The following is a 19,773-nucleotide window of genomic DNA, read 5'->3' as shown; positions in this document are numbered from 1 at the left end:
GAACCACCTGTGGAACAGCGTCGTGCGGGTCTCCTCGGACTGGCGGGTGGCGGCCCGGGCCAGCCGGCCCTCGCGCCCCCACCACCGCTCCGCCGGGCCGGTGACCACGGCCCGGAAGCGGCGCCACTGCCGGATCTCACGGACGGCGCGCACGGTGGCGTCGGCCGGTGCGGGCGGAGCGGCCTCGCCCCGCCGGGCGGCACGGTAGGTGTCGAGGAGGTGCTGCTGCGTGATGTCCATGCCCTCACTCTGAAGCGGCCCGGCCGCCCCTGGCTCGTCGATTGACGAGAGCCGTCAATCGACGACAGCGCAGGTCAGGGCCTCACGCATGATGGGCACATGGCCAACGTCATCGACATCACCGGACTGCCGCCGGAGCGCATCGTGTTCGCGCCCTCCCCGCTCGCCGAGCTGGGTGCCGCGCTGCACGCGCTGTCCGAGCCGGGCCACCACCCCGGGCTGCACGGCTGGGTCACCGCGACCAACGCGGGGCTGAAAACCGACCTCGCCGACCGGCTGTGCGAGGCGGACTTCCTGTGGCGGTCCTCCCGCTCCGACATCCTGCTGCCCGCGCGCCCCGGGGCGTCGCTGGCCGAGGATCTGGACGAGCTGGACAGGATCGATGACGAGCGGTTCGTGGCGGCCGTCTTCGAGATCACCTGCTCGCCGCGTTACACCGTCCCCACGCCGTCGCCGCTGGTCGACGCGGAAGAGCGGGCGCGGGTACGGGAGATGGCGGCCGCCCGGGGCCCGCGCCAGGCGGCCTTCACGGACCGGATGCTGACCGACCCGGACGGCCTGCGGGTGTGGCTGCGCCGCCTGTTCGAGGACTGTGAGCAGGCGTTCTTCGGGGACATCTGGCGGCGGGTGGGCATCCAACTGGCCGCCGACGCCCGGCACAAGACCGACCTGCTGCGCCGCAACGGACTGGCCGAGACGCTGACCGCCACCTCGCGGGCGCTGACGCTGGACGAGCCGCAGGACGGCAGCAGGCCCACCCGGATCCTGGTCGACAAGCTGGCCCGCAGCCGCACCACGGCGTTCTCCGATCCCGCGGACCCGGGGGTCACGTTCATCCCGACGTCGTTCGGCTGGCCGCACCTGCTGTTCAGCCACGCCCCTGGCTGGCGCCCGGTGCTGCAATACCCGGTCGCCAGCCCGGAGTTGCCCGCCCCGGCCACGCTGGAACTCGTCCAGCAGCGGCTGGAGGCGCTCGGCCATCCCATGCGGATGCAGCTGTGCCGGACGTTGTCGCGGGGGCCGCACACGACCGGTGAGCTGGCGACGGCGTTCGGGATCACCTCGCCGGAGGTGTCGCGGCACATCGCGGTGCTGAAGAAGGCGGGGCTGCTCCAGACCCGGCGCCGCGGCCGGTACGTCCTGCACCAGCTGGACCTCCAGGTGGTGGCCCGGCTGGGCAGCGACTTCCTGGAGGGCGTACTCCGCTGAGCGCGCGGGACCACGCCGGCCCCGGCCCCCGGAGCCAGCCCCGCCCCGGACCTCGCCCCGGAGCCGGCGCCGCCCCTCCCCTCTCCCCCCGCTCAGTTCTCCTGGAGGAACTTCTTGGCCAGGGTGTCGCCGCGGCTGACCGCGGCGGCGTGGTTCTCGATCGGCGACGCCTGGGAGTTGGTGAACAGCAGATAGGTGACCCCGGAGTCGGCGCCGCCGTTCTCCGGGTCGGGGTCGATGCCCAGGCCCTTGGCGGCCGCGTAGGACGCCTCACCGATGATCTTGTTGGGGCCGGTGTCGCCGACGACGGCGTACTCGACCTGGTTGTTGTAGATGATCGCGACCACACCGCCGCCCTTGATGCCCGCGGACTCGTAGTTCCAGATGCCGCTGGTGCCGGGCACCACGACGTACGGCAGTTTGGCGGCGTTCAGCGGTTTGCCGTCGGACTGGTGGAAGCGGGTGTCGTCCTGGAACCACGGGTCCGTGTCCGCGTTGCACTGCGAGGTGATCTGCCCGTCGCAGTCGATGTCCATATCGGCCTTCCAGAAGACCGCGCCGTTCTTGCCGCAGACCGGGACGGTGGCCGCGGTCCCCTCGTCGGTGCTGTATTTGCCGTGCGACAGCTGCGTACAGCTCTTGAGCTTGGCGAGCAGTTGGGCCGCCGGGACCGAGCCCTCCTGGAGCGGGGTGTGCCGGGCGGCGGGCGCGGGGCGGTGGGCGGCCGGCTGGGCGGTGGCGGGCAGGGCCGCGGCGGCGAGGAGGGCGGCGCCGGAGGCGGTGGCGAGAGCGAGCGTTCTGCTGCGCACAGGAAAACCCCTCTGTTAGGAAAGTTTCCTTACCGCGCGTCAATCTGCTCTTGTTTACGTGTTCGCGTCAAGGCATCGTTCCGGCCAGGAGCGAGGGCCGCGGAGGTCGCCCGGCCGGGCCGGCACCGGCCGGGCGGGCGACCCTGCGCCCCGCACCCCGGACGCCGCTACGCCCCCGCGCCCCCGGCCCGCACCAGTCCGGTCTCGTACGCGAGGACCACCGCCTGCACCCGGTCCCGGAGGTTCAGCTTCGTCAGGATGCGGCCCACGTGGGTCTTGACCGTTGCCTCGGACAGCACCAGCCGCGCCGCGATCTCGCCGTTCGACAGCCCCTGGGCGACCAGCAGCAGGACCTCCCGCTCGCGCTCGGTCAGCCGCCCCAGTTCGGGCCGGGCGGGCTCACCGGCCGTGGCGGGCAGCATCGGCGTGAAGCGGTCCAGGAGGCGGCGGGTGGTGGACGGCGCGACGACCGCGTCGCCACTGTGCACCGCGCGGATCGCGGCGAGGAGCTCGCTCGGCGGTACGTCCTTGAGCATGAAGCCGCTGGCCCCGGCCTTGAGCGCGGAGAAGGCGTACTCGTCCAGGTCGAAGGTGGTCAGGATGAGGACCTTCGGGGCGCCCTCCGGCTGCCCGCCGCCGCAGATCCGTCGGGTGGCCTCGACGCCGTCGAGGTGCGGCATCCGGACGTCCATGAGGATCACGTCCACCGTGGCGGTCCGCAGCACCTCCAGGGCCTCGGCCCCGTTCCCCGCCTCGGCGACGACCTCCATGTCGGGCTGTGCGGCCAGCACCATCCGGAAGCCGGTGCGCAGCAGCACCTGGTCATCGACGAGCATCACGCGGATGGTCATGGCAGGAGGGTCCCTTCGGGGGTCGGCCGGGGCGGCTGGGGCGAGCGTACGGGGCGGTGGCGCGGGGCCGGGCGGCGAGCCGTGCCGGGAGCGGGCGGATGGGGGCGCCGGCGCCTCACCGGTCCGCCTTCAGCGGGAGGACGGCGTTGACGCGGAAGCCGCCGCCGGGGCGCGGGCCGGCGTCCAGGAGGCCGCCGACCATGCCGACCCGTTCGCGCATACCGATCAGGCCGTGGCCGAGGCCGTCCTCCCCGCCCCCCTCGTACAGCTCGTGCTGCGCGCCGCGGCCGTCGTCCTCGACCAGCAGATCGAGGTCGTCGGCCCGGTAGGTCAGGCGCACGGTGGCGCTGACACCGGGGCCGCCGTGCTTGCGGGTGTTGGTCAGCGCCTCCTGGACGATGCGGTAGGCGGTCAGCTCGACACCGCTGGGCAGCGCGCGCGGCTCGCCCAGCACCCGGAAGTCCACCGGCAGGCCCGCGCCCCTGACCTGGTCTATGAGGTCCGCGAGCTGCTCGACGCCGGGCTGCGGGACGTACTCCCCGCCCTCGGCCTGCTCGCCGGTGCGCAGGACGCCCAGCAGCCGGCGCATCTCGGCGAGCGCCTGCCGCCCCGTACCGGAGATCGTCTCCAGTGCCTGCCGGGCCTGCTCGGGCGCGGCGTCCAGGACGTAGGCGGCGCCGTCGGCCTGGACGACCATGACCGAGACGTTGTGCGCGACGACGTCGTGCAGTTCGCGGGCGATGCGGGCGCGCTCGGCCGCGACCGCGATCCGGGACTGCGCCTCGCGCTCCCGCTCCAGCCGGGCGGCCTTCTCCTCCACCTGGGCCCAGTAGGCCCGGCGGGTGCGTACCGAGTCGCCGAGCACCCAGGCCAGCACGAAGGGGACGGTGAGCAGCCCCATGAAGAACAGCAGCGCCCACACCGGCAGGGCGACCGGGTTCTCCCGGAAGCGGAACTGGGACAGGGCGGGGCCGAGCAGGGCGCCGATCAGTGCGAAGCGTGAGGCCCAGCGGCGGGCGGAGGTCTCGGAGGCGACGGTGTAGATGATCACCAGGAGGGCGAAGTCGCCGGGGTTGGGCCGGAGGTTCAGGGCCAGCTGGCCGAGGGCGAGGGCGGTGGCCAGCAGCAGCATCTTGACCGGGTACTTGCGGCGCAGCGCGATGACCAGGCACAGGCCGAAGGTCAGGGCCAGGGCGACGAACTTCTCGCGAAGGCCCGTCTGGGCGACGACCCACAGGCCGTTGAACCCGAAGAGGAGGAAAGCCCAGAAGCTGTCCACCCCCGTCGGGTGCCTGCGGAAGAAGTCATAGAGACGCTGCACGTAACCCAGCGTAGGCAGGGCGGAAGGGCAGCGGAGTCAACCGGAGGGGCGATCCTCTTCGAGGCCCTCTACTCCCCAAGGTGGAGGCCGGATGCGCCATTTGTGGCGTGCCTGGGGCCGATCGGTGAGCGCCTGGTGCGGAGCGCTCGGCGCCGGGCCGCGGATCACGCCTGCGACCTGGGGTTTCCTCCTCCGCCGCGGCTCATACCGCCGGCCCGCGTCACACCACGGGTCGACGTCCCGTCCGCGCCCCCTCCGGCCCGCCCCCGCGCCCTCCGGCCCGCCGTCGGCTCCCTCCCGCCCCGTCGGCTCCCTCCCGCCCCGTCGGCCTGCGCCCACCCCGTCCGGCCCGTCCTGGCAGCCCCACGCGCCCGGCGCCGCACCCCGGCCCCCGTACCGTGGTGCCTGTGACGAGAGAGGGAGAGGGGACAGTGGCGGACGAGACCGCGGCGGACGCCACCCGAAACGCCGGGAACGCCCTGCCGGAGGACCCGCCCGACGCCCCCGGCGCTCCGCCCGGCACATCCGGTCCCGGCACGTCCGGCCACCGCACGTCCGACCGCGACCCGACCGGCCCCGGCGCATCGGGCCGCGCCGCGTCCAGCCCGGACACGCCCGACCACGGCACGCCCGACCACGGCACCTCCGCCCCCGGCACGCCCGGCCCCGCCGAGTGGCGCACCTGGCAGGACGCCGCCGAGCGGGCGCTCTACGGCCCCGACGGCTTCTACACCCGGCCCGGTGGACCCGGCCCCGCCGGGCACTTCCGGACCTCCGTCCACGCCTCCCCGCTGTACGCGGGTGCCGTCGCCGCCCTCCTCCGCCGCGTCGACACCGCGCTCGGCCACCCGGCCGAGCTGGCCCTGGTCGACGTCGGCGCGGGCCGCGGCGAGCTGCTGACCGGGGTGCTGGCCGCGCTCCCGGAGGAGGTGGCCGCGCGGGTCCGCCCGCACGCCGTGGAACGCGCCCCGCGCCCCCCGGGGCTCGACCCCCGTATCGACTGGCGCGCCGACCTGCCCGCGCCGGGCTCGCTGACCGGTCTGCTGTTCGCCAACGAGTGGCTGGACAACGTGCCGCTGGACGTCGTCGAGACGGACGCCGACGGGGTACCGCGCCGGGTCCTGGTCCGCGCCGACGGCGCCGAACGGCTGGGCGCGCCGGTGGACGGGCCGGACGCGGAGTGGCTCGCCCGCTGGTGGCCGCCGGTCGCGCCGGACGCCGCCGGCCCCGGCCCGTCCCCCGCCCCCGGGCTGCGCGCCGAGATCGGCCGCCCCCGGGACGCCGCCTGGGCCCGCGCCGTCCGCACCCTGCGTACCGGGCTGGCGGTCGCCGCCGACTACGCCCACCGGCGCGCCGACCGGCCCCCGTTCGGCTCCCTCACCGGGTTCCGGGCGGGCCGCGAGGTCGCCCCGGTGCCGGACGGCAGCTGCGACCTCACCGCGCATGTCGCCCTGGACGCCTGCGCCGGGCCGGGCGCCGAGTTGCTGACCCAGCGCACCGCGCTGCACGCCCTGGGCGTCTCGGGCGGACGTCCGCCGCTCTCCCTGGCCACTTCCGACCCCACCCGCTACGTGCGGGCCCTCGCCCGCGCCGGACAGGCCGCCGAACTCACCGACCCCGCCGGCCTCGGCGCCTTCACCTGGCTCCTCCAACCGGCCGGCGGAACCGCCTGCACCGGACTGCTCACCCCTGACCTCCCCTCTGGCGACCCCCACTGACCGGCCCGGCGAAAGCCCTGGCCGTCTGACCGCCGGACCGCCCCGTTCCCGCCCCCCGCTCCCGCCCCCCGCTCCCGCCCCGTCCTGACCCCCCGGACCGGCCCCTGACCAGCCCCGACCAGCCCCCGGACCCGTGCGTTCCACACCACGGACCGGGCCGCATCGGGGCGGGCCGCCCTGCGACACTGTCCCCATGACGGAGACGACGGTCGGCATCGGCGGCGCGGCGGAGAGCACCGACATGGTGTTGAACATCGGCCCGCAGCACCCCTCCACGCACGGCGTGCTACGGCTGCGCCTGGTCCTGGACGGGGAGCGCATCCGGCAGGCCGAGCCGGTGATCGGCTACATGCACCGGGGCGCCGAGAAGCTCTTCGAGGCGCGCGACTACCGCCAGATCATCATGCTCGCCAACCGCCACGACTGGCTGTCGGCGTTCTCCAACGAGCTGGGCGTGGTGCTCGGCGTCGAGCGGATGCTGGGCATGGAGGTGCCCGAGCGCGCGGTGTGGCTGCGCACCCTGCTCGCCGAGCTGAACCGCGTGCTGAACCACCTGATGTTCCTCGGCTCGTATCCGCTGGAGCTGGGCGGCATCACCCCGGTCTTCTACGCCTTCCGGGAGCGGGAGGAGCTCCAGACGGTGATGGAGGAGATCTCCGGCGGCCGGATGCACTACATGTTCAACCGCGTCGGCGGTCTGAAGGAGGACCTCCCGGCCGGCTGGCTCGGCCGGGCCCGGCAGGCGGTCGCCGACGTCCGCTCCCGGATGGGCGTCTTCGACGACCTCGTCCTCGGGAACGAGATCTTCCGCGGGCGCACCCGGGGCATCGGGGTGCTCTCCCGGGAGGCGGTGCACGCCTACGGCGTCTCCGGGCCGATCGCCCGCGCCTCCGGGGTCGACTTCGACCTGCGGCGCGACGAGCCGTATCTGGCGTACGGGGAGCTGGGGTCGGTGCTCAAGGTGGTCACCAGGGAGGAGGGCGACTGCCTGGCCCGCTTCGAGTGCCTGCTGGAGCAGACCCACAACGCCCTGGCCCTCGCCGACGCCTGCCTGGACCGGATCGCGGAGCTGCCGCCCGGGCCGGTCAACCAGCGGCTGCCGAAGGTCCTCAAGGCCCCGGAGGGCACGACCTACGCGTGGACCGAGAACCCCCTCGGCATCAACGGCTACTACCTCGTCTCCAAGGGCGAGAAGACCCCGTACCGCCTCAAGCTGCGCTCGGCGTCGTACAACAACATCCAGGCGCTGACCGAGCTGCTGCCGGGGACGCTGGTCGCCGACATGGTCGCCATCCTGGGCTCGATGTTCTTCGTGGTCGGCGACATCGACAAGTGACCATCGGCACATGACCATCGACGCGTGACCGTCGGCACGTGACCGGGGCCGGCCCGGTGGCGCGCGGCGGCCGCGCGCTCCCGGAGAACGCCGTGGCGGGCGCCGTCCACAGGGTGTGGGCGGCGCCCGCCGTCGTGGTCCGGGTGCGGGACGCCTCGCCGCCGCGCCGGTGCCGGTGGTTCAGGAGATGGCGGTGCGCAGTTCCGCGAGGTCGAGCTGTTCGGTCTCGTCGTGGGCGGTCAGGTCGATGACCTCGCCCGCGCCGTGGGTGGTCTCCCCGTCGGCGGCCGGGGCGCCGGACGCCTCGCCGCCGTCCGCGGCCGCGTCCCCGGCGGCCTGCTGCGCGGCCGTCTCACGGGCGTCCGGCTTGCGGGCGTCCGCCTGGCGGGCCTCCGCCGTACCGGCATCTGCCGTACGGGCGGCCGTACGGGCCTTCGCGCGGGCCGACTGCTCGGCGAGCGCCTCGTCGCCGACGACGTCCGCGAGGTCCTCCTCCATGGGCGCGATGGCCTGGCGGCGGGGGACGGTGGCGTTGCCGAAGAAGTCGAAACCGCCGAGCGTGCGCGGCACGGCCGGGCGGGCCGGAGCGATCGCGGCGGCGGCCGGCACCGGGCGGAGCGCCGGCCCGCCCGTCCCCTGCGCGGCGGCCGCCCCGGACTTCCCCTCGGTGCGGGCCTCGGGCTTCCCGCCGTCGCCGGTGCCGTCCCGGCCGTCGCCCCGGGCGGCGGCGCGCTGCCGGGCGGCGTTGCGGACCAGGTCGCGCAGGGCGCGGTCCGCCTGGGCGTAGGAGGCGGCCGGCCGGCCCGTGCGGGCGGTGTCCGGGTCGGCCGGGGCCGGGCGGCCGGTGTCGGCGGCCGCGTCGCGGCGGGCCGGGAGCAACCGGTCGTCAAAGGAGGGCTGCCCGGCCTCGATGGCGAGCAGCCGGCGGCCCTCCAGCGCGCTGGCGCGCTCGGTCTCGGCGTTGGCGTAGCGGCGCAGCAGGGCGGCGTGCTCGCTGCGCAGGCGGGCGAGTTCGGCGCGCTTGGCACGGAGCTTGGCGTCCAGGGCGGCGCGGATCTCGCGCGCCTCCTCGACGTCCGTCTCCAACTCCGCGATCCGCTCCTCGGTGCGCCACTCGTCGCGGGCCCGGGCGCGGGTGAGTTCGGCGACCCGCTTGCCGGCCGTGCGGTCCCAGGTGCGCAGCAGGACGGCGCCGGTGACCGCGGCGGCCGCGGCGCCGGCGGCGAGCACCCGCTGCACGAGGTCGTCGCCGACGAACCACGCGCCGGTGGCGCAGGCAAGGGACGCACCGGCGACCGCCGTTGGAGGAAGCAGCCGGTGGAGGGGTGGGGAATGGCGGTGGCGTCCTCGTGACATGGCCAGAAACTTACCGTGCGTGCGGGACCTATGGGGCCCCGCATACGCATCCGTTTCCCGCTGGTTACTTCTTGACCAGTCCCTTGGACTCCAAATACGCCTGGGCGACATCGGCGGGCTTCAAGCGCTCGGCATCGACCTTGCGGTTCAAGTTGATCAAGTCCTCGGTGGTGAGCACCTTGGTGATCTTGTTCAGCGCGGTCTCGATCTCCTTGTCGCCGGCCTTCTCGGCATTCACCACCGGCAGCACATTGTCGGCGTTCTGGAGCTTCTTGTCGTCCTGGAGAAGGACCAGGCCGAAGTTGTCGAGGGTGGCGTCCGTGGTGGTGGTCAGCACGAGTTGGTCGGTGCCGTCCTTGACCGCCTGCTTGGCCTGCGGCGTGCCCACGCCCTTGGGGTCGATGCCCGCGACGGTGATGCCGTAGGTCTTCTCCAGACCGGGCTTGCAGAACACCCGCGTCTCGCACTCCTCACCGGCCGCGAGTTTGATCTTCTGCTGCGAACGGCCGAGGTCGGACAGCGTGCGGAGCTTGTGCGCGGCGGCGAATTCCCGGGTGACCGCGAAGGCGTTCTGATCGGTGGCCCGGCCCGCCGCCAGCACCTTCAGTCCGCGCGGTGCGGCGAGCTTCTCCAGCGCCGCGACCGTCGCGCCGATGTCGCTGGACGCCACCGGCCTCGCCTGGGCGCCGTTCTTCTTCGCGTTGAGGAATTCCGCGAGCGTGGAGGCATATTCCGGAACGACATCGATCTGGCCCTTCTCCAGGGCCGGTTCATACAGCTCGCGATTGGTCAGCGTCTGCACCCGGGGGCGGTAACCGGCATCGGCGAGCACGCGAGAATAGATCTCGGCGAGCACCTTCGACTCGGTGAATCCCGCCGCGCCGATGACGATCTCGCCCTTCCCGCCGCCGCTGCCCCGGCCGCCCTTCTCCTCCAGGCTCTGCCCGCCGCACGCGGCCAGCCCGGCCGCCAGCGCCACCACTGTGCCCGCGGCGAACGCGGTGCGCGCCGCGCGCGCTGTGCTGCTCATGGAATTCCACTCCGTCCGTTCGGACCCGGTCACGTGACGTCGGGTCGGTTGGGGCTCGGGTCGGTCGAGGCTCGGGTCGGGTGAGGCTCAGGCCGGATGACGACTCAGGCCGGATGACGACTCAGGTCGATTGCCGGCTCAGGTCGATCGACGGCTCAGGTCGGTTGCGGGTCCTGGCGCGGGGCCGGGCCGGGGGGCGGGGCCGGGGCCTTCCCCCGCACGGCGCGCCGCCGCCCCCGCATCGGGTCGCAGGCTCGGTCCAGCAGCACCAGCACGCCCTCCACCAGCAGGGCCAGCAGCGCCACCAGGACGGCCCCGGCGACCACCTGTGCGGTGTCGTAGTTGCCGAAGCCGGCGGTGATGATCCGGCCCAGCCCCCCGCCGCCGGCCAGGGCCGCCAGCGTCGCGGTGGCCACCACCTGGACCGCGGCCGAACGCAGCCCCGTCATGATCAGCGGGTAGGCCAGGGGTATCTCCACCCGCCACAGCAGCTGCCCGCCGGACATCCCCATCCCCCGGGCCGCCTCGACCACATCGCGATCCGCCTCCCGGATGCCGAGGTGGACGTTGGTCAGCAGCGGCGGCACCGCGAAAAGCACCAGCGCGATCAGCGTCGGCCAGTCGCCGTGCGTCCCCAGCGGGGACAGCGTCAGCAGCACCAGCACCGCGAACGTCGGCACCGCCCGCCCCACGTTGGAGACGTTGACCGCCAGCGCCCCGCCCTTGCCGATGTGCCCCAGCCACAGCGCCAGGGGCAGCGCTATCAGGCAGGACAGCAGCAGGCACACCCCGCTGAGCCACAGGTGCTCCCCGAGGCGGTGCCACACGCCCTTCTCGCCGGCCCAGTTGGCGGCCGTGGCCAGCCACTGCCAGGCTCCCGTGATCGCGTCCACGCTCACCCCACCGCCTTCGCCACCGGCGCCGGGCGCCGCACCCGGCGGCCCCCGGTCCGGGCCCGCGTCCACGGCGTCAGCAGCCGCTGCACCCCGAGCAGGAGCAGATCGGCCGCCAGCGCCAGCAGGACGCACAGCACCGACGCGGTCAGCACCTCCGCCTTGAAGAAGCCCTCCATACCGCTGGCTATGAGGTTGCCCAGGCCGCCGTAGCCGACCACCGAGCCGATCGTCGTCATCGCCACCGTCGAGACCGTGGCGATCCGCACACCGGCCACCAGGGCGGGCAGCGCCAGCGGGAGTTCCACCTCGAGGAGCAGCCGGGCCGGCCCGTAGCCCATCCCGCGGGCGGCCTCCCGCACCTCGGCGGGCACCGCGTCCAGCCCGGCGAGGACGTTGCGCACCAGGATCGTCAGCGAATACAGCACCAGGCCCGTGACGACCACCGCCGGCGAGACCCCGAAGACCGGGGTCAGCAGCGCGAACATCGCCAGCGACGGCACCGTGTACAGCACCGTCGTCAGGCCCAGGACCGGCCCGGCGACGCCCCGCCGGTGCCGCGCCAGCAGCGCCAGCGGAAAGGCGATCAGCAGCCCGATGAGCACCGAGACCGCCGTGATGCCGATGTGCTGGAGCGTGGCGGACAGCAACTCCTGGCTCCGGGTGCGCAGATACTCCCCGCAGATCCAGTCGTTCCGCTCCAGGCAGCCGGGACCGCCGCCCTGGGCCAGGGACCGAAGCCCCGTCAGCGCCTCCGTCGCGCGCACCGGTGCCTCCACCGCCGTCACCTCCCCCGCTCGCCGATACCGTGGTGACTGTCTGCGACCCTAACCCCCACCACTGACAATCGCCCCGGCCCGGCATCCACTCGCAACACCGCGTTCACGGCACCCGCGCACGGCGCGTACACAATGGGGCCCGTCCACACAGGGGGAATTCATGATCCGCTTCGAGCACGTCACCAAGCGCTACGCCGACGGCACCACCGCCGTCGACGACCTCTCCTTCGAGGTCGCCAAGGGCGAACTGATCACCCTCGTCGGCCCGTCCGGCTGCGGCAAGACCACCACGATGAAGATGGTGAACCGGCTCATCGAGCCGACCAGCGGCCGCATACTCCTCGACGGCGAGGACCTCGCCGACGCCGACCCGGTCGAACTCCGCCGCCGCATCGGCTACGTCATCCAGCAGGTCGGGCTCTTCCCCCACAAGACCGTGCTGGACAACACCGCCACCGTCCCGCACCTCCTCGGCCGCCCCCGCAAGGCGGCCCGCGCCCGGGCCGCCGAACTCCTCGACCTGGTCGGCCTGGACCCGTCCGTCTACGGCGACCGCTACCCCGACCAGCTCTCCGGCGGCCAGCGCCAGCGCGTCGGGGTGGCCCGCGCGCTCGCCGCCGACCCGCCCGTGCTGCTGATGGACGAGCCCTTCGGCGCGGTCGACCCGGTCGTCCGCGAGCACCTCCAGAACGAGTTCCTGCGGCTCCAGTCCACGCTCCACAAGACGGTGCTGTTCGTCACCCACGACATCGAGGAGGCGGTCCGGCTCGGCGACCGGATCGCCGTCTACGGCGCCGGGCGGATCGAGCAGCTGGACACCCCGGCGACGGTGCTGGGCGCCCCCGCGACCCCGTACACCGCGGAGTTCGTCGGCGCCGACCGCGGTCTGAAGCGGCTCGCGGTCACCCCCGTCGAGGCCGCCGACCTCGAAGAGCCGCCGGTGGTCCGCGCCGACGACCCGGCCGCCCGGGCCGCGGACGCCCTCGCCGCCGCCGGGGCCCCCTGGGCCGTCGTCCTGGACGCCGACGGCGCGCCCTACGGCTGGGTCGCGGCCGACGCGCTCACCGCGCCCGGCGGCCCCGCCGCGGACCGCTCGGCCCCCGTCCACGCGCTGGCCCGCCCGATGACCGCCGCGCTGCCGCTGGGCGCCCCGCTCCGGGAGGCGCTGAGCACCCTGCTCCAGCACGACGCGGGCTGGCTCGCGGTCCTCGACGGCGACCGCTACCTCGGTGTCCTGACCCCCGCCGGGCTGCACGGCGCGCTGCGCCGCGCCACCACCGCGGACGCCGCCGACCTCCCGCGCGAGGAGGTCGCCCTCGACTCCGTCCCGAGCACCTGACCCTCGCCGGGAAACGGGCCGGAGGGCAGTCCGGAAGGCGGTCCGGAAGGCGGTCCGGGACAGGGGCCGAGAGCCGGGCCGGGGACAGGTACGGGAAAGAGAAGGGGAGCGGGAACGGGGTCCGGCCCCGACGGCCGGCCCGGGGCCGCAGCCGGGCGTCCGGGGCCGTCAGGCCCGCGCCGCCCCGGGCCCCTCGTCGTCGTCCCCCTCCGGCAGCTTGCAGACCCGCTCCAGGAAGATCGCGGCGGCGACCACGCCCGCGCCGGCCAGCACCGACAGCCCGGCGTAGACCGCCTGCCCGCGGCGCGCGTCGTCCACCCCCGAGGTCAGCAGGAAGACCCCCACACCGCCGTAGAGCCCGGCGACCAGCGACGCCACCAGCGCGCTCGCCTGCCCGAAGACCACCGCCCGGGCCGCCACCAGCGGATCGACGCCCTTGGCACCGGGCCGCCGCTCGCGCTGCGCCCGCAGCCGGGCCCGCAGCGAGAGCGCGGTGGCGGCCAGCACCACGGCGATCAGCGCCAGCACGATCGGCGCCGCCACCGGCACGCTGGGGAGGGTGCCGAACGAGTCCCACAGCCGGGCGCCCGCCCAGGCCAGGACCCCGGCCACCACGAACACCCCGGCCAGGATTCTGATCCGTAGCTGCTTCACCGAGCGATCGCCCCTCGCACCGTCCCGGCCACCCCTGCCGCGGTGGCCGTGTCTGCTCCCGGCCGCACCTGATCGTGCGGCCGCCGTGTCCGGCCGGCCGCGCACCCGCGCGGGCGCGCCGCGCGCGGACGTCCACGCGCCAGTACATCAGCGCCGCGGGCGTCCCCGGCGCACCGCCGCCGTACGCATCCGGCCCGCAACCCTAACGACTACTCCGGCAGCCGCAGTTCCAGGTCGGCCCGGGGAGCCACGCCCGCGCTGCCGAGGGAGGCCAGCAGCGCGGCCACCGCACCGCGGCCCGGAACCTCCGCCTCCGGGTCGATGTCGTGCCACGGCACCAGGACGAACGCCCGCTCGTGGGCGCGCGGGTGCGGCAGCGTCAGCAGCGGGTCGTCGGAGACGACGTCCTGGTAGGCGACGATGTCGACGTCGATGGTGCGCGGGCCCCAGCGCTCGTCCCGGACCCGCTCGAAGGCTTCCTCGATGGCGTGCCCGCGCTCCAGGAGGGACTCCGGCGGCAGGGTCGTCTTGATCAGCACCACGGCGTTGAAGTACGAGGGCTGGGAGCCCGGCTCGACGCCCCACGGCTCGGTCTCGTAGACCGGGGAGACCGCCTTGACCCGCACGCCGGGGGTGTCCTCCAGCGCGTCCACGGCACCCTGGAGCGTCTCCAGGCGGTTGCCGAGGTTGCTGCCCAGCGAGATCACCGCGCGCTTGGGGTTGGAGAGCGTGACGTCCGCCGCGTCCACCTGCTCCACCACGGAGGCGGGGACCGGCTGCACGGTCGGGTCGTTGACGTGGTGGGCGGGGCGGGAGGCGGTGGCGGGGGCCGGATGGCGGGTGGTTTTCATACTCGGCTCCGAGTGATGGTGATGGTCACGTCATCGAAGGGGACGGTGATCGGCGCGTCCGGCTTGTGGACCACCACCTCGACCTCCTGCACCCCCTCGTGCTTCAGGCACTGGTCGGCGATGCGCTCCGCCAGGGTCTCGATGAGGTCGACGGGCTCGCCCTCCACGACGGCCACCACCTCCTCGGCGACGACGCCGTAGTGGACGGTCTTCGCGAGATCGTCGGTGGCCGCCGCCGGGCGGGTGTCCAGGCCGAGGACCAGGTCGACGATGAAGGTCTGGCCTTCCTCGCGCTCCCGGGGGAACACCCCGTGGTGCCCTCTGGCCTTCAGCCCACGCAGCGCGACACGATCCACGCGAATCACTCCCACTGGTCCGGCGGCACCCGCGGCGCCACTGTTCGTCGGATTCCGGGCAACCCGCCGGACGGGTCCGGCGACTCTGCCCCATTCGAATCTACCTGCGAGCACCGACAGCGCTCGCCCATGGGGGCTATGGACAAGGCTCCGTTCCCCTGCTAGGCCGCGTCGCGCGGGCAGCCCGGCAGAGCATGCGAGATCGTCCGCGCGGCCTCTTACCCGCGCAGGCCCGCCCCACCCCTACCCGTACCGCACTTGGCTCGAACGGGTGCGCCCCGGCCCGCGCGCTGACGCCGGGCGCCACCGGGCCCGCCCCGGTTCCGCCGGCGCTTGTGAACCCACTCACATGTCCGAGGACTGGGACGGAACGGGGGGAGCCGGAGCCGGTGGCGGGGACTACTCGTCCTCGCCGTCCTCCTCCTCGTCCTCGTCCTCGCGGTCGGCGAGCACCGGCGAGCCGTGGTGCGACCAGACCCGCCAGCCCTCCTCGGTGCGCCGGAAGACGTTGGTCGCCACCACCAGCTGGCCGATCAGCGGCCCCACCGAGCCGTCGTCCTCCGCCGGGCCGCCGCTGAGGATGTTCTCCGTGCAGGTCACCAGCGCGGTGTCCCCGAGGACGTCGATCTCCACATCGGTCAGGAAGAACTGGATGTACTCGGTGTTCGCCATGATCAGCGCGTACGACCGGAGCACCTCCCCGCGCCCGCGCAGCACCGGCCACCCCGGGTGGACCACGCTCACCTGACCGTCCAGCCACATCGCGGACAGCGCCTCGTGGTCACCGCGCTCGATGGTCTCGTACAGCGCGGTGTTGGCCTCTTCGACCAGTTCGATGTCCGTCCGCGGGCCCAGGCCGCTCACTTCGTCCCCGTCGTCGTCGCCGTACCGCCCACCGGAGCGCCGGCCGCCTGCGCCGCCTCCTCCACGGCACGGGCCACCCGCACCGCGTCCGCGCTCGCCCTGACCTCATGCACCCGCACCGCCCAGGCCCCCTCTCGCGCCACGATCGCCGACACCGCCGCCGTGGCGGCGTCCCGCTCCCGGGCCGGCGGTGGAGCGGCACCCTCGCCGCCTGCCAGCACCCTGCCCAGGAACCGTTTCCTCGAAGCGGCCACCAGCAGCGGCCGGCCCAGCGACCGCAGCCGGGCCAGGTGGGCGACCAGCGCCAGGTCGTGCCCGGCGTTCTTGGCGAAGCCCAGGCCCGGGTCGATGACGATCCGCTGCGGGTCCACCCCGCCGGCGACCGCGCGCTCCACGCTCCGCGCCAGCTCGTCCACCACCTCGCCGACGACGTCCGCGTAGACCGCGCGGTTGTTCATGTCGATGGACTGGCCGCGCCAGTGCATCACCACCAGCGGGACGTGGTGGGTGGCGACCACAGGGATCATCGCCGGGTCGGCCAGGCCCCCGCTCACGTCGTTGACCAGCCGCGCCCCGGCCTCCACGGCCTGCTCGGCGACGGACGCCCGCATGGTGTCCACGGACACCGCCACGCCCGCCGCGGCCAGCTCCCGGACCACCGGGACGACCCGGCGCAGCTCCTCGGCCTCGTCCACCCGGGACGCGCCGGGCCGGGTCGACTCGCCGCCGACGTCGACCATGTCGGCGCCCTGGGCCACCAGGTCCAGACCGTGCTTGACGGCGAGTTCGGGATCGAACCACTCACCGCCGTCGGAGAACGAATCGGGCGTCACGTTCACGACGCCCATCACCGCGCAGCGGTCCCAGTCCGGCAGTCCGGCCACCCGGCCGCGCAAGGTACTCATGGCACCAGCGTAGGCCGTGGGCCGACCGGCCGGATTGCCGCCGCCGACTGCGCGGACCGCCCACCGGGGTGTCCCGCGGCGGGACCGGCGCGGCCCGTCCCGGCGCCCGTTACGCCACCTTCTCCAGGGACCCGGCGGCCACCACCGCCTCGTCCACGTGCGCGCACGGCTGCGGTGCGGCGGCCGCCCGGCGGCGCAGCACCCGCGGCAGTTCCAGGTAGCCCTCGGCCTGGAGCGTCGCCAGCCCGATCCGCGGGATGTCCCGGCTGTTGCGGAAGACCACGAAGCGCGGCTCCCAGCGCGGCTGGAACTTGTCGTTGAACTTGTACAGCGACTCGATCTGGTACCAGCGGGACAGGAAGATCAGCATGCCCCGCCAGACCCGCAGGACCGGCCCCGCGCCCAGCTTCTCGCCGCGCTCCAGGGAGGAGCGGAACACCGCGAAGTTCAGCGACACCTGCCGGACGCCCAGCTTTGGGGCCGCCTGGAGCGCGGCCACGATCAAGAGCTCGTTCATCCCCGGGTCGGCGCCGCGGTCCCGCCGCATCAGCTCCAGCGAGATCCCGTCCTTGCCCCACGGGACGAAGTGCTGCATCGCCTTCAGGTCGCCGAACGGACCCGGCTCCTCGCCCTCGGCGGGCTCCAGGTGCGCGGTGGCGATCACCGCGTCGCCGTCCGCCTCGGCGTCGATCCGGCCCAGCGCCATGGAGAAGCCGCGCTCGGTGTCGGTGTCCCGCCAGGCGTTCGCCGCCCGCTGGATCCGGTCCAGCTCGTCCGGCTCCAGGTCGCGCACCCGCCGCACCCGGGTGGTGTAGCCGTTGCGCTCGATGCGCTTGACCATCTGCCGGACGTTGCGCATCGCGCGGCCGGAGAGCGTGAAGTCGGCGACGTCCACGATGGCCTCGTCGCCCAGCTCCAGGGCGTCCATGCCGGTCTCCCGGGTCCAGACCTGGCCGCCGGTCTCGCTGCACCCGGTGACCGCCGGGGTCCAGGAGTGCGCCCGGGCCTCCTCCATGAACCGCTCGATCGCGCCCGGCCACGCCTCGACGTCCCCTATCGGGTCGCCGCTGGCCAGCATCACCCCGGAGACCACGCGGTAGCAGACCGCGGCCTTGCCGGACGGCGAGAACACCGCGCCCTTGTCCCGGCGCAGCGCGAAGTAGCCCAGCGAGTCGCGGGCGCCGTGCCGGGCCAGCAGCTCCCGCAGCCGCTGCTCGTCCTCGTCGGTCAGCCGGGCCGCCGGGTGCTCCGGCCGGAAGGCGAGGTAGGCGGTGGTGGCCACGGTCAGCAGGCCCAGCGCGCCGAGCGAGTAGCCGACGGTGTAGTCCACCCCGTTGGTGTACGCCACCGGGCCCTCGAAGCCGAAGAGCCCCCACAGCACGTGCTCGGCGCGCTCACCGAACGACGGCGAGCCGATGATCTTGTGCGGGTGGGAGCTGACGATCACCAGGCCGAGGCCGAAGCTGACGCCGCCCAGCACGACGAAGTTGGCCACCGCCTTCCAGCGGCTGCGCGGATCGGGCAGTGCCGAGAACTCCCGCCGGTGCCGGATCAGGAACCCCAGCAGCACCAGCGACAGCACCGCCCCGAGCACCGAGTGGCGGTACACCAGCTGGGCGGCGATGCCCACCGGCAGCAGCGCCACCGCCGCCACCCAGGCCCGCCGCTTGCGCCGCTTGAGCCCGTGGGCCAGCAGGAGCAGCAGGATCCCCACCACCAGGGACGCGGAGGCCGCCAGCGGGCTCACCGCGCCCGGCAGCACCTCGGCCACCGCGTGCACCCGGCTGTGCCGGAACCGCGGGAAGAGGCCCGACACCAGATTGAGCAGGCCGACCACGACACCGGCCGTGCCCACCAGCCCCGGCACCGACGAGGGCCGCGGGCCGCGGAGCCAGCGTGGCGCAGACCACGCAACCTTCTCCGACTTTTCGCCATCTAGCCTGTCAGACATCACTTTCCCGTCGCCCCGGTCGAGAGAACGTGCGAGCCTAGTCGCAGCATCTGGACTTTTGCGCCCTGTATGACGGCGTCTCAGGGCTCGGGGTTCCACTTGCGGTCCGGATGGCCCGGCCGCCCGGAAGAAAGCACCACATGGGTCTCACCAGCAAGAAAGTGCTGCTTCTTGCCGTACTCGTCGCGGTGGCACTGTTCGCTCTCACCATCTGGCTGTGGCCGCGGCTGTCCAAGGGCAACTGGCGCGCGGTGCTCGGCCGCATCGGACTGCTCCTCGCCACGCAGGTCTCGCTCTTCGCGGCGATCGGCCTGTTCGCCAACAACACCTTCGGCTTCTACGCCTCCTGGGCCGACCTCTTCGGCCAGGAGCAGGAGCCGGGCGTGGTCACGAACTACAAGACCGGCCCGCACGGCACCAACCTCAAGATGCTGGGCACCGAGCGCCTCAGCATCCAGGGCGCCTCGGTCCCGGCGACGGCCGGCCGGCTGGACAAGGTCCTGATCCGCGGCGAGAAGTCCAAGATCTCCAGCCCGGCGTACGTCTACCTGCCGCCGCAGTACTTCCAGAAGCGGTACGCGGGCAAGAAGTTCCCGGCGGCCGTGGTCCTGACCGGCTACCCCGGCACCGCCGAGGCGCTCTACAAGAAGCTGCACTACCCGCAGACCCAGTACGGCCTGCTCCAGGACCGCCGCATCCAGCCGACCGTCCTGGTCATGATGCGCCCGACGGTGGCCCCGCCGCGGGACACCGAGTGCGTGGACATACCCAACGGCCCCCAGACCGAGACGTTCTTCGCGCACGACCTGCGCCACGACATCAGCGGCCAGTACCGCGTCGGCCGGGACGCCAGGAGCTGGGGCATCATGGGCGACTCCACCGGCGGCTACTGCGCGCTCAAGCTCACCATGCGCAACCCCGGGTCGTACTCCACCGCCGTCTCCCTCTCCGGCGACTACAAGGCCCCGATCGACGCCACCACCGGCGACCTCTTCGGCGGCAGCAACCGGCTCAAGCGGGAGAACGACCTGCTGTGGCGGCAGAAGCACCTGCCCGCCGCCCCGGTGAACCTCCTGGTCACCAGCAGCCGGCACGGCGAGGGCAACTACAAGAACACCCTGCGGTTCATCGAGCAGACCAAGTCGCCGGCCACCGTCGCGTCGATCATCCTCGACAGCGGCGGCCACAACTTCAACACCTGGCGCCGGGAGATCCCGGCCGCCCTGGAGTGGCTCGGCGGCCACCTCAAGGTCTGAGACGGTCCGGCGGCGGCTCGAGCGGCTCCCCCGCACACTTCCCGGCAGCGGCCCG

At 73.8% G+C, this 19,773-nt stretch carries 18 protein-coding genes and 1 pseudogene; 5 read left to right on the top strand and 14 right to left on the bottom strand.

The window, feature by feature from the left end; translation table 11 throughout:
• A pseudogene (locus MUU72_RS33615) lies at positions 1-240 on the bottom strand (hypothetical protein); the annotation flags it as partial.
• 99 nt (positions 241-339) lie between these two features.
• Between MUU72_RS33615 and MUU72_RS33610 the strand changes: the two are divergent.
• Positions 340-1,449, top strand: a complete 1,110-nt coding sequence (locus tag MUU72_RS33610; protein WP_248017247.1) for a DUF5937 family protein — start codon at positions 340-342, stop codon at positions 1,447-1,449.
• Between the two features lie 92 nt (positions 1,450-1,541).
• On the opposite strand, the gene MUU72_RS33605 is transcribed toward MUU72_RS33610, so the two are convergent.
• The 3 genes from MUU72_RS33605 to MUU72_RS33595 form a co-directional block, all read right to left on the bottom strand.
• The gene (locus MUU72_RS33605) at positions 1,542-2,258 is read right to left on the bottom strand and encodes a glycoside hydrolase family 75 protein (RefSeq protein WP_248017246.1); all 717 of its coding nucleotides are present in this window, start codon (positions 2,256-2,258) and stop codon (positions 1,542-1,544) included.
• Positions 2,259-2,425: 167 nt separating this feature from the next.
• Positions 2,426-3,109, bottom strand: a complete 684-nt coding sequence (locus tag MUU72_RS33600; protein ID WP_248017245.1) for a response regulator — start codon at positions 3,107-3,109, stop codon at positions 2,426-2,428.
• Positions 3,110-3,224: 115 nt separating this feature from the next.
• Positions 3,225-4,430, bottom strand: a complete 1,206-nt coding sequence (locus tag MUU72_RS33595) for a sensor histidine kinase (RefSeq protein ID WP_248017244.1) — start codon at positions 4,428-4,430, stop codon at positions 3,225-3,227.
• 407 nt (positions 4,431-4,837) lie between these two features.
• Here MUU72_RS33595 and MUU72_RS33585 point away from each other — a divergent pair, with 407 nt between their 5' ends.
• Positions 4,838-6,148 (top strand): SAM-dependent methyltransferase, encoded by a 1,311-nt coding sequence (locus MUU72_RS33585; protein ID WP_248017243.1) that lies wholly within the window; start codon positions 4,838-4,840, stop codon positions 6,146-6,148.
• 193 nt (positions 6,149-6,341) lie between these two features.
• On the top strand, positions 6,342-7,484 hold the full coding sequence (locus MUU72_RS33580) for an NADH-quinone oxidoreductase subunit D (protein WP_248017242.1): 1,143 nt from the start codon (positions 6,342-6,344) through the stop codon (positions 7,482-7,484).
• Between the two features lie 180 nt (positions 7,485-7,664).
• Here MUU72_RS33580 and MUU72_RS33575 read toward each other — a convergent pair whose 3' ends face one another.
• From MUU72_RS33575 to MUU72_RS33560, 4 genes are all read right to left on the bottom strand, one after another.
• A complete protein-coding gene (locus MUU72_RS33575; RefSeq protein ID WP_248017241.1) occupies positions 7,665-8,840 on the bottom strand; it encodes a hypothetical protein in 1,176 nt (391 codons plus the stop codon).
• Between the two features lie 64 nt (positions 8,841-8,904).
• The gene (locus tag MUU72_RS33570; protein WP_248017240.1) at positions 8,905-9,870 is read right to left on the bottom strand and encodes an ABC transporter substrate-binding protein; all 966 of its coding nucleotides are present in this window, start codon (positions 9,868-9,870) and stop codon (positions 8,905-8,907) included.
• 155 nt (positions 9,871-10,025) lie between these two features.
• A complete protein-coding gene (locus MUU72_RS33565) occupies positions 10,026-10,763 on the bottom strand; it encodes an ABC transporter permease (protein WP_248017239.1) in 738 nt (245 codons plus the stop codon).
• Positions 10,764-10,765: 2 nt separating this feature from the next.
• Positions 10,766-11,530 carry an ABC transporter permease gene (locus MUU72_RS33560; protein WP_248017238.1) on the bottom strand — a complete coding sequence of 255 codons (765 nt, stop codon included), beginning with the start codon at positions 11,528-11,530 and terminating at the stop codon, positions 10,766-10,768.
• Between the two features lie 172 nt (positions 11,531-11,702).
• Between MUU72_RS33560 and MUU72_RS33555 the strand changes: the two genes are divergently transcribed.
• Entirely contained in the window at positions 11,703-12,881 is a 1,179-nt protein-coding gene (locus MUU72_RS33555; protein WP_248017237.1) for an ABC transporter ATP-binding protein, read from the top strand.
• Between the two features lie 168 nt (positions 12,882-13,049).
• Here MUU72_RS33555 and MUU72_RS33550 read toward each other — a convergent pair whose 3' ends face one another.
• From MUU72_RS33550 to MUU72_RS33525, 6 genes are all read right to left on the bottom strand, one after another.
• The gene (locus MUU72_RS33550) at positions 13,050-13,535 is read right to left on the bottom strand and encodes a DUF3180 domain-containing protein (RefSeq protein ID WP_248017236.1); all 486 of its coding nucleotides are present in this window, start codon (positions 13,533-13,535) and stop codon (positions 13,050-13,052) included.
• Positions 13,536-13,744: 209 nt separating this feature from the next.
• Positions 13,745-14,386, bottom strand: a complete 642-nt coding sequence (gene folK / locus MUU72_RS33545; RefSeq protein WP_248017235.1) for a 2-amino-4-hydroxy-6-hydroxymethyldihydropteridine diphosphokinase — start codon at positions 14,384-14,386, stop codon at positions 13,745-13,747.
• Positions 14,383-14,742, bottom strand: a complete 360-nt coding sequence (folB, locus tag MUU72_RS33540) for a dihydroneopterin aldolase (RefSeq protein ID WP_248017234.1) — start codon at positions 14,740-14,742, stop codon at positions 14,383-14,385. The genes folK and folB overlap by 4 nt, the downstream gene beginning before the upstream one ends.
• A 399-nt stretch (positions 14,743-15,141) precedes the next feature.
• The gene (locus MUU72_RS33535; protein WP_248017248.1) at positions 15,142-15,597 is read right to left on the bottom strand and encodes a nuclear transport factor 2 family protein; all 456 of its coding nucleotides are present in this window, start codon (positions 15,595-15,597) and stop codon (positions 15,142-15,144) included.
• Positions 15,598-15,602: 5 nt separating this feature from the next.
• Complete coding sequence (gene folP, locus MUU72_RS33530; protein WP_248017233.1) at positions 15,603-16,511, bottom strand: dihydropteroate synthase; 909 nt, start codon at positions 16,509-16,511, stop codon at positions 15,603-15,605.
• Between the two features lie 109 nt (positions 16,512-16,620).
• Positions 16,621-18,462: a phosphatidylglycerol lysyltransferase domain-containing protein gene (locus tag MUU72_RS33525; RefSeq protein WP_248017232.1), complete on the bottom strand. Its 1,842-nt coding sequence runs from the start codon at positions 18,460-18,462 to the stop codon at positions 16,621-16,623.
• A 140-nt stretch (positions 18,463-18,602) separates the two neighbouring features.
• Here MUU72_RS33525 and MUU72_RS33520 point away from each other — a divergent pair, with 140 nt between their 5' ends.
• Positions 18,603-19,718 (top strand): alpha/beta hydrolase, encoded by a 1,116-nt coding sequence (locus MUU72_RS33520; RefSeq protein ID WP_248017231.1) that lies wholly within the window; start codon positions 18,603-18,605, stop codon positions 19,716-19,718.
• Positions 19,719-19,773: the final 55 nt, after the last annotated feature.

The sequence above is a fragment of the Streptomyces rhizoryzae genome (assembly GCF_023155275.1).
In the GTDB taxonomy this organism is placed as follows: Bacteria; Actinomycetota; Actinomycetes; order Streptomycetales; family Streptomycetaceae; genus Streptomyces; species Streptomyces rhizoryzae.
This window is presented reverse-complemented; position numbering and strand designations above follow the sequence as displayed.

Coding starts and splice junctions, on each gene's coding strand:
- MUU72_RS33610 (WP_248017247.1), top strand. CDS start 340: ATGGCCAACGTCATCGACATCACCGGACTGCCGCCGGAGCGCATCGTG.
- MUU72_RS33520 (WP_248017231.1), top strand. CDS start 18,603: ATGGGTCTCACCAGCAAGAAAGTGCTGCTTCTTGCCGTACTCGTCGCG.
- MUU72_RS33575 (WP_248017241.1), bottom strand. CDS start 8,840: ATGTCACGAGGACGCCACCGCCATTCCCCACCCCTCCACCGGCTGCTT.
- MUU72_RS33580 (WP_248017242.1), top strand. CDS start 6,342: ATGACGGAGACGACGGTCGGCATCGGCGGCGCGGCGGAGAGCACCGAC.
- MUU72_RS33600 (WP_248017245.1), bottom strand. CDS start 3,109: ATGACCATCCGCGTGATGCTCGTCGATGACCAGGTGCTGCTGCGCACC.
- MUU72_RS33525 (WP_248017232.1), bottom strand. CDS start 18,462: ATGTCTGACAGGCTAGATGGCGAAAAGTCGGAGAAGGTTGCGTGGTCT.
- MUU72_RS33555 (WP_248017237.1), top strand. CDS start 11,703: ATGATCCGCTTCGAGCACGTCACCAAGCGCTACGCCGACGGCACCACC.
- folP (WP_248017233.1), bottom strand. CDS start 16,511: ATGAGTACCTTGCGCGGCCGGGTGGCCGGACTGCCGGACTGGGACCGC.
- folK (WP_248017235.1), bottom strand. CDS start 14,386: ATGAAAACCACCCGCCATCCGGCCCCCGCCACCGCCTCCCGCCCCGCC.
- MUU72_RS33570 (WP_248017240.1), bottom strand. CDS start 9,870: ATGAGCAGCACAGCGCGCGCGGCGCGCACCGCGTTCGCCGCGGGCACA.